Genomic DNA, 12,305 nt, shown 5'->3' with positions numbered 1-12,305 from the left:
TGCCTCTCTAACTGCGGTCGTACGTAAGTGAGTTGGCGCGCGTCGGGACGCTCAGCGCGCGGCGCGGGCCGCGGCGGGCAGCCAGTCGAAGGCCTCGGCGCTCGGCTTGTCGCCGGGCTTGTACTCCAGGCCGACGTAGCCCTCGTAGCCCGTCTTCGCCAGCTGGTCGAGCAGTTCCCCGAGCGGCAGCGAACCGGTGCCGGGGGCGCCGCGGCCCGGGTTGTCGGCGATCTGCACGTGGCCGGTCTTCGCGGTGTACTGCTCGATCACCGCGGGCAGGTCCTCGCCGTTCATGGACAGGTGGTACAGGTCCATGAGGAACTTGGCGTTGCCGAGGCCCGTGGCGGCGTTCACCTTGTCCACGATCTCGATCGCCTTGGGGGCGCTCACGATCGGGCACAGCGGCGACTCGGGCTTGTTCAGGGCCTCGATCAGGAGGATCGCGCCGACGCGGTCGGCGGCGCGGGCCGCGAGCACGAGGTTCTGCAGGGCGAGCTCGTCCTGCACGGCCGGGTCCACGCCGTCGACGCGGTTGCCGTACAGCGCGTTGAGCGCCTTGCAGCCGAGGGAGAGGGCGAAGTCCGCCGCGATGTCGATGTTCGCGCGGAACTTGTCGCTCTCCTCGCCGGGGACCGACAGGGCGCCGCGGTCGGGGCCCGGCAGCTGTCCGGCGTAGAAGTTGAGTCCGGTGAGCTGTACGCCCGCGTCCTCGATCGCCTTCTTGAGGGCGTCGAGCTCGGACTGCTCGGGGGTGGGGGCGTCGACCCAGGGCCACCACAGCTCGACCGCGGTGAAGCCCGCCGCGGCGGCGGCCGCGGGGCGCTCCAGGAGCGGGAGTTCCGTGAAGAGGATCGACAGGTTGACGTTGAAGCGCTGGTCTGCGAATCCCATGGGGGTCGGCGCTCCCTTCCGTATCGAGATCCGTACGGCACTCGGTATCGAGTTCCGTATAGCGGAAGTTCGTTTCTGCTTGATGGAAGACTGCCGGGGATGCTTCGCTCTTGTCAAGAGGGGCTGCCGGAAAAACCGGTCGCGGCAGTAGGTTGACCCCGTGCGATTGAGAGTGGAGTTCACGACCGAGCCCTTCGACCTCGACGAGGCGCCGCCCCACGCGGTCGTCGCCCGCGACGTCATCCAGAAGGCCGAACTGGACGCGGTGGATGTCGGACCCTTCGGCAACACCGCCGAAGGGGAGGCGGACGCCGTGCTCGGCGCGGTGGACGCGCTGCTGCGCCAGGCCCTGGCGGCCGGCGCCACCCGCGTCTCGCTCCAGGTCAATGTGATGGGGGAGGGCGATAAGTGACCGCTACAGGAGACGTCCCCTTCGTCAGCGCGGTGAAGCCGCTGGTGGACGCCATGGGGGGCGAGATGCTGCCGCCGCAGGAGGCGGGCAAGGACGATGTCGTCCTGCACTGGGAGGGCCGCGAGGTCATCGCCGTACGGCTGCCCCAGCTGGCCGACTCCCTGGATCACATCCTGGTGGCCATGGAGCGTGGACAGGGCATGCCCCTGTCGGCCCTCGACCGCAAGGCCAAGCAGGAGGTCGTACGGATCCTGGAGGCACGAGGTGCCTTCTCCGTGCGGCATGGAGTGGAGACCGTTGCCGGGGCGCTCGGGGTGTCCAGGTTCACCGTCTACAACTACCTGAACAGGGAAAACGCGGCCAAGGAAGAGTAGGTCGCCCTCTAGCACGCCAAGGTGTCGAACCAGCCGCCGTCCGGATACCGGGCGGCGGTTTTTGTAACTCCAAGTTTTCAACAAAGTGTTGACGTGGTGTTTCGGAGGGCGTTAGCTATCCGCAGCCCGTCCAGCACAAGGCCACGGAGGCTTCCCGTGACTTCACGTCCGATGCCGGGGCTTTCCCGGTTCAACACGCTTCAGGAGAACGCGGCCGCGGCCGCGCTCCACGAGGTGTGTGCCAGCTCGGCGTGGGGGAGCAAGCTCCTCGCCCAGCGCCCCTTCAAAACCGCGGAGGAACTCTTCGCCGCGAGCGACGCCGCCATGGCCGAACTCGGCGCGGAGGATCTCGCCGAGGCGATGGCGGGGCACCCCCCGATCGGCCGCCCGAAGCCGGGCGACCCGACCTCGTCCCGCGAGCAGCGGGGCATGGCCGGCGCCTCCGAGGAGCTCAAGGCCGAGATGCTCGAACTGAACCTGGCGTACCAGGAGCGGTTCGGTCATGTCTTCCTGATCTGCGCCACCGGGGCGACCGGCGAGCAGATGCGCGACGCGATGAAGGCCAGGATCGGGAACGACACCGGGACGGAGCGCGAGATCGTGCGCACCGAACTGGGGAAGATCAACCGTATCCGCCTGACCCGCCTCGCCGAAGAAGACGTAGAAGTGGAAGAGGACAAGGACTGATGAGCACCGCGACCACCGCGTCGGTGTCGACGCACATTCTCGACACCAGCATCGGACGCCCCGCCGAGGGCGTCGCCATCTCGCTCGCCGCCCGCTCGGGCAGCGACGCCGAGTGGGTGGCGCTCGGCGGCTCCGCGACCGACGCGGACGGGCGCTGCAAGGACCTGCCGGCGCTGCCGGAGGGCACCACCCACGTACGCCTCGACTTCGCCGTCGAGACGTACTTCGAAAAGAAGCAAGCCGAGGCGCAGCAGGACGCCCCCCGCGTAAGGGACAGCGGTGCGTTCTTCCCGGAGGTGGCGATCACGTTCGCCGTCAAGCCGGGCGAGCACTATCACGTACCGCTGCTGCTCAACCCGTTCGGCTACTCCGTTTACCGAGGGAGCTAGCAGACATGCCCACGATTCTCGGCCAGAACCAGTACGGCAAAGCAGAGAACCGCGTCGTCAAGATCACGCGGGACGGCGACACCCACCACATCAAGGACCTGAACGTCTCCGTCGCCCTCTCGGGCGACCTCGACGACGTCCACTACAACGGCTCGAACGCCAACTGCCTTCCGACGGACACGACGAAGAACACCTGCTTCGCGTTCGCCAAGGAACACGGCATCGAGTCGGCCGAGCAGTACGGCATCCACCTCGCCCGGCACTTCGTGGACAGCCAGCCGTCCATCCACCGTGCGCGCATCCGCATCGAGGAGTACTCCTGGGAGCGCATCGCCGGCTCCGACGGCAACTCCAAGTTCATCGGTGCCGACGAGGTCAAGCACTCCTTCGTCCGTAAGGGCCAGGAGACCCGCCTCGCGCAGATCACGTACGACGGCGAGAAGTTCGAAGTCCTGTCCGGGCTCAAGGACCTGACCGTGATGAACTCCACGAACTCCGAGTTCTGGGGCTACATCAAGGACAAGTACACGACCCTCCAGGAGGACTACGACCGCATCCTCGCCACGTCCCTGTCGACGTGGTGGCGGCACAACTGGACCTCCGACGAGCAGCGCATGCCGCAGTGGGAGAAGTCCTACGAGCAGTCCAAGAAGCACATCCTCCAGGCGTTCGTGGAGACGTACTCGCTCTCGCTCCAGCAGACGCTGTACCAAATGGGTTCGCGGGTCATCAACAACCGCAGCGAGATCGACGAGATCCGCTTCTCCGCGCCCAACAAGCACCACTTCCGGCAGGACCTCTCCGCCTTCGGCCTGGAGAACGACGCCAAGGACGGGGCCGTGTACTACGCGGCCGACCGCCCCTACGGCCTGATCGAGGCCACCATCCTGCGCGACGGCTGCGAGCCGCACATCCCGGTCGACATGACCAACCTCTGACGCGGGGCGCGCACCCCCCGCCCGCCCGCAGTCGGGCGGGGGGTGCGCCACACCGGAGGGAACAGCTAGCTATGGCAACGCCTGCAAAGGGGCCGGCAGAAGGCCCGTGTTCCACCCCACCGGCCGGACCAGAGGTCCACCCGGTGGACGAAAAGCTCCACCCCTCGCGGCTCGTCCCCGCGGCACTCCAGCACATCGCCGCGATGTACGCGGGCGTGGTCACGCCCCCGCTCATCATCGGTCAGGCCGTCCGCCTCGACACGGCGGGCCAGACCCGGCTCATCGCCGCCAGCCTGCTCATCGCGGGCGTGGCGACCCTCCTGCAGACCCTCGGCGTCAAGGGACTCGTCGGCAACCGGCTGCCCTTCGTCAACGCCGCCTCCTCGGCCGGCATCGCGCCGATGCTCGCCATCGCCGAGACGAACGCCCGGGGTGACCAACTCCCCGCCATCTACGGTGCGGTGATGGTCGCCGGCGTCTTCTGTCTCGCGATCGGCCCGTTCTTCGGCAGGCTCCTGCGCTTCTTCCCGCCGCTCGTCACAGGCGTCGTCATCACCCTCATCGGGGTGACCCTGATGCCGGTCCCGGTCGCCTGGGCGCAGGGCGGCGACAGGACCGCCGCCGACTTCGGCGACATGAAGTACCTGGGACTCGCCGCCTTCACACTCGTCGTCATCCTGGTGATCCAGCGCTTCGGACGCGGCTTCGTCAAGCAAGTCGCCCTGCTTCTGGGCCTGTTGATCGGCACGCTGGCCGCGATCCCGTTCGGCATGGCGGACTTCGGCGCCCTCAGGTCGGCCCCGGTCGCCGCGCTGCCCACGCCGTTCGCGTTCGGCACGCCCGAGTTCCAGCCCGCCGCGATCATCTCGCTCTGCCTGGTGATGCTCGTCCTGATGACGGAGTCCAGCGCCGGAATGCTCGCCATCGGCGAGATCTGCGACCGCGAGACCAGCGGCAGGACCATCACCCGCGGCCTGCGCACCGACGGCCTCGCCACGCTCCTCGGCCCCGTCTTCGGCGGCTTCCCCACCTCGGCCTTCGCCCAGAACGTCGGCGTCGTCTCGCTGACGAAGGTGCGCAGCCGCTACGTGGTCGCCGCCGCGGGAGGCGCGCTCCTGGTGCTCGGCGCCTTCCCGGTACTCGGCGCGGTGGTCTCCACGGTGCCGATGCCGGTCCTCGGCGGCGCGGGCATCGTCCTCTTCGGCTCCATCGCCGTCAGCGGCATCCGCACGCTGTCGGAGGCCGGCCTCGACGACAGCTCGAACATCATCCTGGTCGCCGTCTCGCTCGGCGCGGGCATCATCCCGCTCGCCGCGCCCACCTTCTACGCCGACTTCCCGGCCTGGGCACAGACCGTGCTCGGCTCCGGCATCAGCGCGGGCGCCCTAGTGGCGGTATCGCTGAACCTGTTCTTTCACCATCTCGGCACCCGCGGCCGCGCCACCGCCGCCGCGGCACTCAAATCCTCCTAGGGTCCTGCCGTGCCCCCACCGCCACACACAGAACAAGAAGGAAGCACCATGGCACCTTCGGCAGCCCCTTCCCGCATCGTCATCGAGAACGCGGCCATCGCGACGGTCGACGCCAACGACACCGAGTACGCCTCGGGGTACGTGGTCGTCGCCGACAACAAGATCGAGTCCATCGGCGCCGGCCAGGCACCGGCGGGCCTGGAGAACGTCGTGCGCCGCGTCGACGGCACCGGCCACCTCGTCACGCCCGGTCTGATCAACACACACCACCACTTCTACCAGTGGATCACCCGGGGCCTGGCCACGGACCACAACCTGTTCAACTGGCTGGTCGCGCTGTACCCGACGTGGGCGCGCATCGACGAGCAGATGGCCCGCGTCGCCGCGCAGGGCTCCCTCGCGATGATGGCCCGCGGCGGTGTGACCACCGCGATGGACCACCACTACGTGTACCCGAAGGGCTCCGGCGACCTGTCCGGCGCCATCATCGGCGCCGCCTCCGACATGGGTGTCCGCTTCACGCTCGCCCGCGGCTCCATGGACCGCTCCGAGAAGGACGGCGGCCTGCCGCCGGACTTCGCGGTCGAGACTCTCGAGGGCGCGCTCGCGGCCACCGAGGAGACCGTCGACAAGCACCACGACGCCTCCTTCGGCGCGATGACCCAGGTGGCCGTCGCCCCCTGTTCGCCGTTCTCGGTGTCCACCGAACTCATGAAGCAGGGCGCCGAGTTGGCGCGCCGCCTCGGGGTACGGCTGCACACCCACGGCAGCGAGACGGTCGAGGAGGAGAAGTTCTGCCACGAGCTCTTCGGCATGGGCCCGACCGACTACTTCGAGTCGACGGGCTGGCTCGGTGAGGACGTGTGGATGGCGCACTGCGTCCACATGAACGACTCGGACATCGCCGCCTTCGCCCGTACGGGCACGGGTGTCGCGCACTGCCCGTCGTCCAACGCCCGTCTCGCGGCCGGCATCGCCCGTGTCCCGGACATGCTCAAGGCCGGCGTCCCGGTCGGTCTCGGCGTCGACGGCACCGCGTCCAACGAGTCGGGTGAGCTGCACACCGAGCTGCGCAACGCGCTCCTCATCAACCGGCTCGGCGCGCACCGCGAGGCCGCCCTGAACGCCCGTCAGGCGCTCCGGCTCGGCACCGCCGGCGGTGCCCGGGTCCTGGGCCGCGCCGCCGAGATCGGCTCCCTGGAGGCGGGCAAGCTCGCCGACCTGGTGCTGTGGAAGATCGACGGCATCGGGCACTCCTCGATCGCCGACCCGGTCACCGCCATCGTCTTCGGCGCGGCGGCCCCGGTCACCCTCTCCCTCGTCAACGGAAAGCCGGTCGTCGAGGACGGACGCCTGCTGCACGCCGACGAGGACGCCATCGCCCGCGATGCGCGTCAGGAGGCACAGCGCCTCGCGCGGATCACCGCCGAGGCCTGACAACCCTAGAACTCCGGTCGGGGGGGACGGCCCCCGACCGGACTTGAGCTGCCGAGCGGGCTGCTCAAGTGCCGCCCCGGGATCGTGGCCCGACACTTCACGATCCCGGGGCGGTCAGCACTACCTGGGCGCAGTACCCACAACCGAATACCGGCAAGTCCTTGCACGTCGTACCACCTCCCAGAAGCGAGTGCCGCCCAGGCACTGGAAAACAACCGGAGGAGCCGCTGTGGCCATCAAGCCCAGGTTCACCAAGCAAGGCACCACCCCCGACGAGATATCCGAGGGGCACACCGAACATCCGGCGGGCAAGCACCCGGTGGACGAGAAGCTGCCGCCGCTGAAGATGGCGACGACCGGCCTCCAGCACGTCGCCGCCATGTACGCGGGCGTCGTCGCGCCGCCCCTCATCGTGGGCGCCGCCGTGGGCCTGTCGCCCAAGGAACTCACCTTCCTGACCGGCGCCTGCCTCTTCACCGCGGGGCTCGCCACCTTCCTGCAGACCCTCGGTTTCTGGAAGATCGGCGCCCGTCTGCCGTTCGTCAACGGCGTCACCTTCGCCGGCGTCGCGCCCATGATCGCGGTCGTCAACTCGACGGACGACAAGAAGGACGCGCTGCCCATCATCTTCGGGGCGGTGATCGTCGCCGGCGTCCTCGGTTTCATCGCCGCTCCCTTCTTCAGCAAGCTGGTGCGGTTCTTCCCGCCGGTCGTGACCGGCACGGTCATCACCCTCATCGGCGTCTCGCTGCTGCCCGTCGCGTTCGGCTGGGCCCAGGGGCCCAACCCCGCGGCGAAGGACTACGGTTCGACGACGTATCTCACGCTGGCGGGCATCACCCTGGTCATCGTCCTGCTGCTGCGCAGGTTCACCACGGGCTTCGTGAAGCAGATCGCCGTACTCCTCGGCCTGATCATCGGCACCCTCGTCGCCATCCCCTTCGGTGTCACGGACTTCAGCCCGATCGGCGACGCGGACGTCATCGGCTTCCCGACGCCGTTCCACTTCGGTGCCCCGCAGTTCGCCGCCGCGGCGATCGTCTCCCTGTGCGTCGTGATGGTCGTCTCGATGACCGAGTCCACGGCCGACATGCTGGCGCTCGGCGAGATCGTGGAGCGTCCCGCCGACGAGAAGACCATCGCGGCCGGTCTGCGGGCCGACACGCTCGGCTCGGCGCTCAGCCCGTTGTTCAACGGCTTCATGTGCAGCGCGTTCGCCCAGAACATCGGACTCGTCGCGATGACGAAGATCCGCAGCCGGTACGTCGTCGCCACGGGCGGCGGCTTCCTGGTCCTGATGGGCCTGTGCCCGATGGCGGCCTCGCTGATCGCGGTCGTGCCCCGGCCCGTCCTCGGCGGCGCGGGTGTCGTGCTCTTCGGCTCGGTCGCGGCGAGCGGCATCCAGACCCTCGTCAAGGCGAACCTGGAGCGCGACAACAACGTTCTGATCGTGGCCGTTTCGCTGGCCGTCGGACTCATCCCGATCGCGGCGCCGGAGTTCTACCACGCGTTCCCGGAGACCGCGAAGATCATCCTGGATTCGGGTATCTCCACGGGCTGTGTGGCCGCGGTGATCCTCAACCTGCTGTTCAACCACATCGGCCGCAGCGAGGGCGCGGACGACGTGACGGCCCCGATGGAACCGGGCGGTGAGATAGCTCAGACGCGCACGGCCGCCGGGTCCTCCGCCTCGGCGGGGTCTTCCGCAGCAGGGGTCCACTGACGTAACGTGCGTGACGCCGCCGACCGTATGGCGGAAGTTGCTTTCCAGTTAACCCGGATTGCCGGTCCCGCGTGAGCCGCAGCGCGACGGGACCGGCCTTCGTCCTCGGCTCGGCCATCAGCGAGAGCCAGCCCATCGCCGTATGGTTGCCGCGGCTGGCGAATGCGGGTCACGCGCGCGGCCTCAGGATGGTCGGCGGCGACCCCGATCCCGGACACCGCGACCACCACCAGCGTGAGGGTGTACGAGTCCCCGACGCCGGCCGGCGCCGCCCCGGCCCCGCCCGCCACGCAGCTCACCGGCAGCAGCCACGGCATCGCCCACCGGTCCGTGAGCGCGCCGAACAGCGGCTGCACCACCGACGACGACAGGACCGACGCGGCCAGGACGATCCCGGAGGGGGCAGAGGCGGCTGCATACGTGTAGGCCCGCTCGGAGGCGAAGAACGGCACCAGAGCGGCCACCGCGCCCTGGTAGACGTCCACGCACGCGTACCCGAGAGCGAGCAGGGTGATCGGCCCCGGCCCGCGCCGGCGGGCCGGTGGCCCGGGACGGCTGTCGGTTCGGTCGTGGGCGCGGGGGAGACGGAGGTCCGGTTCCATGCCGTCCTCCCACAGCGCGGTGCCGTCGGAACGGATCACCGGGAAGGCCGCGTTGATGACGTTGTAGCCGTGCATCCGACGCCCGCCCATCGTCCGTTCGGGCCGCCGTGGCGCGCTTCCGATAAAGTGCCGCGCTCGGCCTGGACACGCCCACGGTCCTCAGTGGCGCACCCAGCTCCGCCTCTACCACGCGCTGCGGATGCTGGCGGAGGGCGAGCCGGTCATCGCGGTCGCGCACCGCTGTGGCTGGTCCTCCACCAGCGCGTTCATCGACGTGTTCCGCCGCGCGGTCGGCGCCACGCCGGGGAGCACGGCCGGCGCCAGGGCCTCTCGCCGCGTGTCCTTCCGCTGTCCGTGGCGGGTACTGCGTCGTGCGGGTGACTGTTCGGCGTACACGAAAGCGGCGCGCCCGGCCTGTCAGGTGCCGAACACGCCGCTCGGCAACGGGAGTTGTCAGCCGATGTGGTAGCTGTCCCCGTACACCTTCCAGTCGAGCGGCGGGTCCAGGTTCAGATTGCCGTTCTCGAGGAAGACGCGCTGCGCGGTGTCGACGCGGCTCGTGTCGCTGTGGGCCTCCTCCTGCTTCATGGCCCACACCCGAGCGTCGAGGAATGCGTTCAGGTACGCGCCCTCGTCGCCGCCCTGCGCCGGCGGCTGGGCCTGGGCGAGAGCGCGCTTGCGGATGTTGCGGAAGCTCGTCGCGTCATCGCCGTCGCCGTGCATCACGATGGCGTCGTAGTACGCGAACTGCCCCAGCGTGCCGATGCCGTCCGCCTTGCCCTGTGAGACCGCCGGGTTGAAGTACACGCGGTCGCGCTCGTCGTTCTGGGCCTGCTGGAACGCGGAGTCCTCGGCCGCCTTCTCCCAGTCGCGCGGGTAGTCGGGGTCGAGGCCGTCGTGCGAGTCGGTGCCGTCCACCTCGCGCAGGGCGGGCAGGTACTTCGCCAGGACGTTGCCCGGCTTGCGCTGGGTGTAGAGCTCCACGAGGTCGAGCATGTCGCCGGTGCCGGAACAGAAGCCGATGATCCCGGCGGTGTAGCCGCGGCCGTCGCCGATGTCCTCGATGTAGCCGTACTGGGCCTTCCAGTCGAGCGAGGAGTTCTCCGCGCTCGACACCAGCTTCATGGCGATCTCCTTCTTCGCCGGGTCGTCGAGCCCGCTCGCGGAGACGGGCGTGGCCGTCGCGAGCTGGGTCGTGAGGAGCGGGGCCGCGATGACCGAGGCGCCGATCAGGGCGAGCAGGGTGCGACGCGACGTGCGTATGTGGGGGGTGTGCACGGGACCTCCATGGGGGGGAGCTCGTTCTTCCGCGAACCGTTAGGAAGGTTTCCTACCAGAGATTGCGGGTGACGTATACCCGTCAAGCGGAGGGGAGTTGGGGGCCCGGGGCAGGGGGTGCCGCTCTGTGCAGGTGTTCCTGCACGTGAACAGCGGTTTCATGTGTGGCGGGGAGAGCGTGAGGCGCCGGGTGGAGTCAGTGGCCCGGGCCGCAGGGGCGCGTGGCCGGGAGGCGTCCCGAGACGAACGCCGTCGGCGGTACGCCGAACAGCGCGTGGAACTCCGCCGTCATGTGCGACTGGTCGTAGTAACCGGTGGCGTGCGCGAGCCCCGCCCACCGCGGGCTCCCCTCGGCGCCCGCCCCGGCGAGCACCTGGCGCACCCGGTCGATCCGAGCGAAATGCTTGGGGGACAGGCCGACGTCATCCCCGAAGAGATTGCGCAACTGGCGCTCACTCACAGCGAGTTGCCGGGCCACCTCCGCGACCGTCCCCGGCCGGTCGCGCCCCGGGGCCGTCGACAGCGCCTCGACCGCCGCCCGCACCAGGCCATCGCGGGCACGCTCATCCCGGTCGCGGGGCGTGAGGTCGTCAGGCAGCAGCTCCGCCATGCGCGCGAGCACGGCGTCCGGGTCCGGGGCGGGCCCGAGGGCGGCGAGCCCGCGCGCGAGCCGCCGGCCCGCCTCGCCCGGCAGTGACTCCAACGGCTCGGCACGGCCCACGAGTTCGCGTACGGACACCCCGAGCAGAGGGCGCGCGGCCCCGGGCCGGAACCGCAGCTGCAGACACATCGGGAGCCGTTTTTCCTCGTAGTACGACGCCTTGGTGCGCGGCCCGATGGCGACCACGTCGGTGCCGCCGTCCGGCAGCACACGGAACACGAGCCGCGTCGCCGCGTCCGGGACGTGGGTGATCGCCCCGGTTTCCGCCCGACCGAAGTCCGGGGAGCCGACGGAGTTGATCGAGTCGATCTCGGTGATCCAGGGCCGCAGCGCCTCGGGCGGCGCGACAGGGGTGCCGTAGCGTCCGGGGGTGCTGTAGTGCCCGGGGGCGCCGGTGTGCCGGGAGGTGCCGGTGTGGTCCGGCGTCCCCGCCTGTTCAGCTGTTCTGTCCCGCAGCATGGTCACCCCTCCACGTTAACCGGGGGGTCTGCCGTCCGGAGGCCGCCGACTGTGCCGGAATTTCCTAGCTGTGGCGGCCTGTTGACCGGCAGCGTTGAAGCCATGATCCTCATCACCGGTGCCACCGGCACCATCGGCAGTGAAGTGACCCGTCTCCTCGCCGCGCGCGGCGTCCCGCACCGCGCCCTGACCCGTGATCCGGCCCGCGCCGCCTTCGGACCCGCCACCGAGGTCGTCCGCGGGGACCTCGACGACCCGGGGACCCTCGACACGGCGGTGGCCGGCGCGACGGCCGTCTTCATGGTGACCCTGCCCGGCTCGGGATCCGGGCCCGGCGCGCAGGACAAAGCCCTGCTGGACGCGGCGCGGGCGGCCGGCGTGCGCAGGGTCGTGAAGCTCTCGGCGATCGGCACGGGCGAGCCGGGCGCCGGAGGCTTCGGCATGTGGCACGTCCCGGGTGAAGAGGCGCTCCGGGCGGGCGACTTGGAGTGGACCGTGCTGCGTCCCACCACGTTCGCGTCGAACTTCCTGTGGTCGGCGCCGGAGATCCGCGCGGGGCGGCCCGTCCCCAACCAGTTCGGGGACGGCGCCCAGGGCGTGATCGACCCGCGCGACATCGCCGAAGCGGCCGTGGAGACCCTTCTCGCCGACGGGCACAACGGCCGCGTCTACACCCTCACCGGGCCCGAACTCCTCACCGTGCCCGACCAGGCGGCCGCCGTCGCCGCGGCGGTCGGGCGCCCCGTCGAGACCGTCGAGGTGCCCCTGGAATCCGCCCGTGAGTACGTGCTTGCCGCGGGCATCGCCGAGGAGTCCGTGGACAGTGTCCTCGAAGGGTTCGCGTACGTCCGCGCCGGTCACAACGCGATCGTCACGGACGACGTCGAACGGATCCTCGGACGCCCGCCCCGGACCTTCGCCATGTGGGCCGAAGAGCACAAAGGGGCGTTCGTCTAGGGCGGCGTTCGTCCAGGGCCGTCGG

At 69.9% G+C, this 12,305-nt stretch carries 12 protein-coding genes and 2 pseudogenes; 10 read left to right on the top strand and 4 right to left on the bottom strand.

Annotated elements, in window-relative coordinates:
* Positions 1 to 51: 51 nt before the first annotated feature.
* Positions 52 to 891 (bottom strand): TIM barrel protein, encoded by an 840-nt coding sequence (locus OG456_RS07535; protein ID WP_266558461.1) that lies wholly within the window; start codon positions 889 to 891, stop codon positions 52 to 54.
* A gap of 160 nt (positions 892 to 1,051) precedes the next feature.
* On the opposite strand from OG456_RS07535, the gene OG456_RS07530 reads away from it, so the two are divergent.
* The 8 genes from OG456_RS07530 (at position 1,052) to OG456_RS07495 (ending at position 8,323) form a co-directional block, all read left to right on the top strand.
* Positions 1,052 to 1,303 carry a hypothetical protein gene (locus OG456_RS07530; RefSeq protein WP_100591422.1) on the top strand — a complete coding sequence of 84 codons (252 nt, stop codon included), beginning with the start codon at positions 1,052 to 1,054 and terminating at the stop codon, positions 1,301 to 1,303.
* Positions 1,300 to 1,677, top strand: a complete 378-nt coding sequence (locus OG456_RS07525; protein ID WP_266558458.1) for a helix-turn-helix domain-containing protein — start codon at positions 1,300 to 1,302, stop codon at positions 1,675 to 1,677. The genes OG456_RS07530 and OG456_RS07525 overlap by 4 nt, the downstream gene beginning before the upstream one ends.
* A 156-nt stretch (positions 1,678 to 1,833) precedes the next feature.
* The gene (uraD, locus tag OG456_RS07520; RefSeq protein WP_266558456.1) at positions 1,834 to 2,364 is read left to right on the top strand and encodes a 2-oxo-4-hydroxy-4-carboxy-5-ureidoimidazoline decarboxylase; all 531 of its coding nucleotides are present in this window, start codon (positions 1,834 to 1,836) and stop codon (positions 2,362 to 2,364) included.
* A complete protein-coding gene (uraH, locus tag OG456_RS07515) occupies positions 2,364 to 2,753 on the top strand; it encodes a hydroxyisourate hydrolase (RefSeq protein ID WP_227298087.1) in 390 nt (129 codons plus the stop codon). The genes uraD and uraH overlap by 1 nt, the downstream gene beginning before the upstream one ends.
* Before the next feature lie 5 nt (positions 2,754 to 2,758).
* Positions 2,759 to 3,691 carry a factor-independent urate hydroxylase gene (gene pucL / locus OG456_RS07510; protein WP_266558451.1) on the top strand — a complete coding sequence of 311 codons (933 nt, stop codon included), beginning with the start codon at positions 2,759 to 2,761 and terminating at the stop codon, positions 3,689 to 3,691.
* 71 nt (positions 3,692 to 3,762) lie between these two features.
* A complete protein-coding gene (locus OG456_RS07505; RefSeq protein ID WP_266558449.1) occupies positions 3,763 to 5,163 on the top strand; it encodes a nucleobase:cation symporter-2 family protein in 1,401 nt (466 codons plus the stop codon).
* A 48-nt stretch (positions 5,164 to 5,211) separates the two neighbouring features.
* Complete coding sequence (locus tag OG456_RS07500) at positions 5,212 to 6,600, top strand: 8-oxoguanine deaminase (protein ID WP_266558447.1); 1,389 nt, start codon at positions 5,212 to 5,214, stop codon at positions 6,598 to 6,600.
* 346 nt (positions 6,601 to 6,946) lie between these two features.
* Complete coding sequence (locus tag OG456_RS07495) at positions 6,947 to 8,323, top strand: nucleobase:cation symporter-2 family protein (RefSeq protein WP_266569107.1); 1,377 nt, start codon at positions 6,947 to 6,949, stop codon at positions 8,321 to 8,323.
* Between the two features lie 118 nt (positions 8,324 to 8,441).
* Here the strand turns inward: OG456_RS07495 and OG456_RS07490 are convergent.
* Positions 8,442 to 8,838, bottom strand: a pseudogene (locus OG456_RS07490) (MFS transporter); the annotation flags it as partial.
* 244 nt (positions 8,839 to 9,082) lie between these two features.
* Between OG456_RS07490 and OG456_RS07485 the strand changes: the two are divergent.
* Positions 9,083 to 9,235: pseudogene (locus tag OG456_RS07485) on the top strand (helix-turn-helix domain-containing protein); the annotation flags it as partial.
* Between the two features lie 143 nt (positions 9,236 to 9,378).
* Here OG456_RS07485 and OG456_RS07480 read toward each other — a convergent pair.
* A complete protein-coding gene (locus OG456_RS07480) occupies positions 9,379 to 10,203 on the bottom strand; it encodes a chitosanase (RefSeq protein WP_266558445.1) in 825 nt (274 codons plus the stop codon).
* Positions 10,204 to 10,399: 196 nt separating this feature from the next.
* The gene (locus OG456_RS07475; protein WP_266558443.1) at positions 10,400 to 11,323 is read right to left on the bottom strand and encodes an AraC family transcriptional regulator; all 924 of its coding nucleotides are present in this window, start codon (positions 11,321 to 11,323) and stop codon (positions 10,400 to 10,402) included.
* 102 nt (positions 11,324 to 11,425) lie between these two features.
* Between OG456_RS07475 and OG456_RS07470 the strand changes: the two genes are divergently transcribed.
* Positions 11,426 to 12,280: an SDR family oxidoreductase gene (locus OG456_RS07470; protein ID WP_266558438.1), complete on the top strand. Its 855-nt coding sequence runs from the start codon at positions 11,426 to 11,428 to the stop codon at positions 12,278 to 12,280.
* Positions 12,281 to 12,305 lie beyond the last annotated feature (25 nt).

Source organism: Streptomyces sp. NBC_01446 (assembly GCF_026340095.1).
Taxonomy (GTDB): Bacteria; Actinomycetota; Actinomycetes; order Streptomycetales; family Streptomycetaceae; genus Streptomyces; species Streptomyces aureus.
Note: the sequence above shows the minus strand (reverse complement) of the source record. Positions and strands in the feature narration are given on the sequence as shown.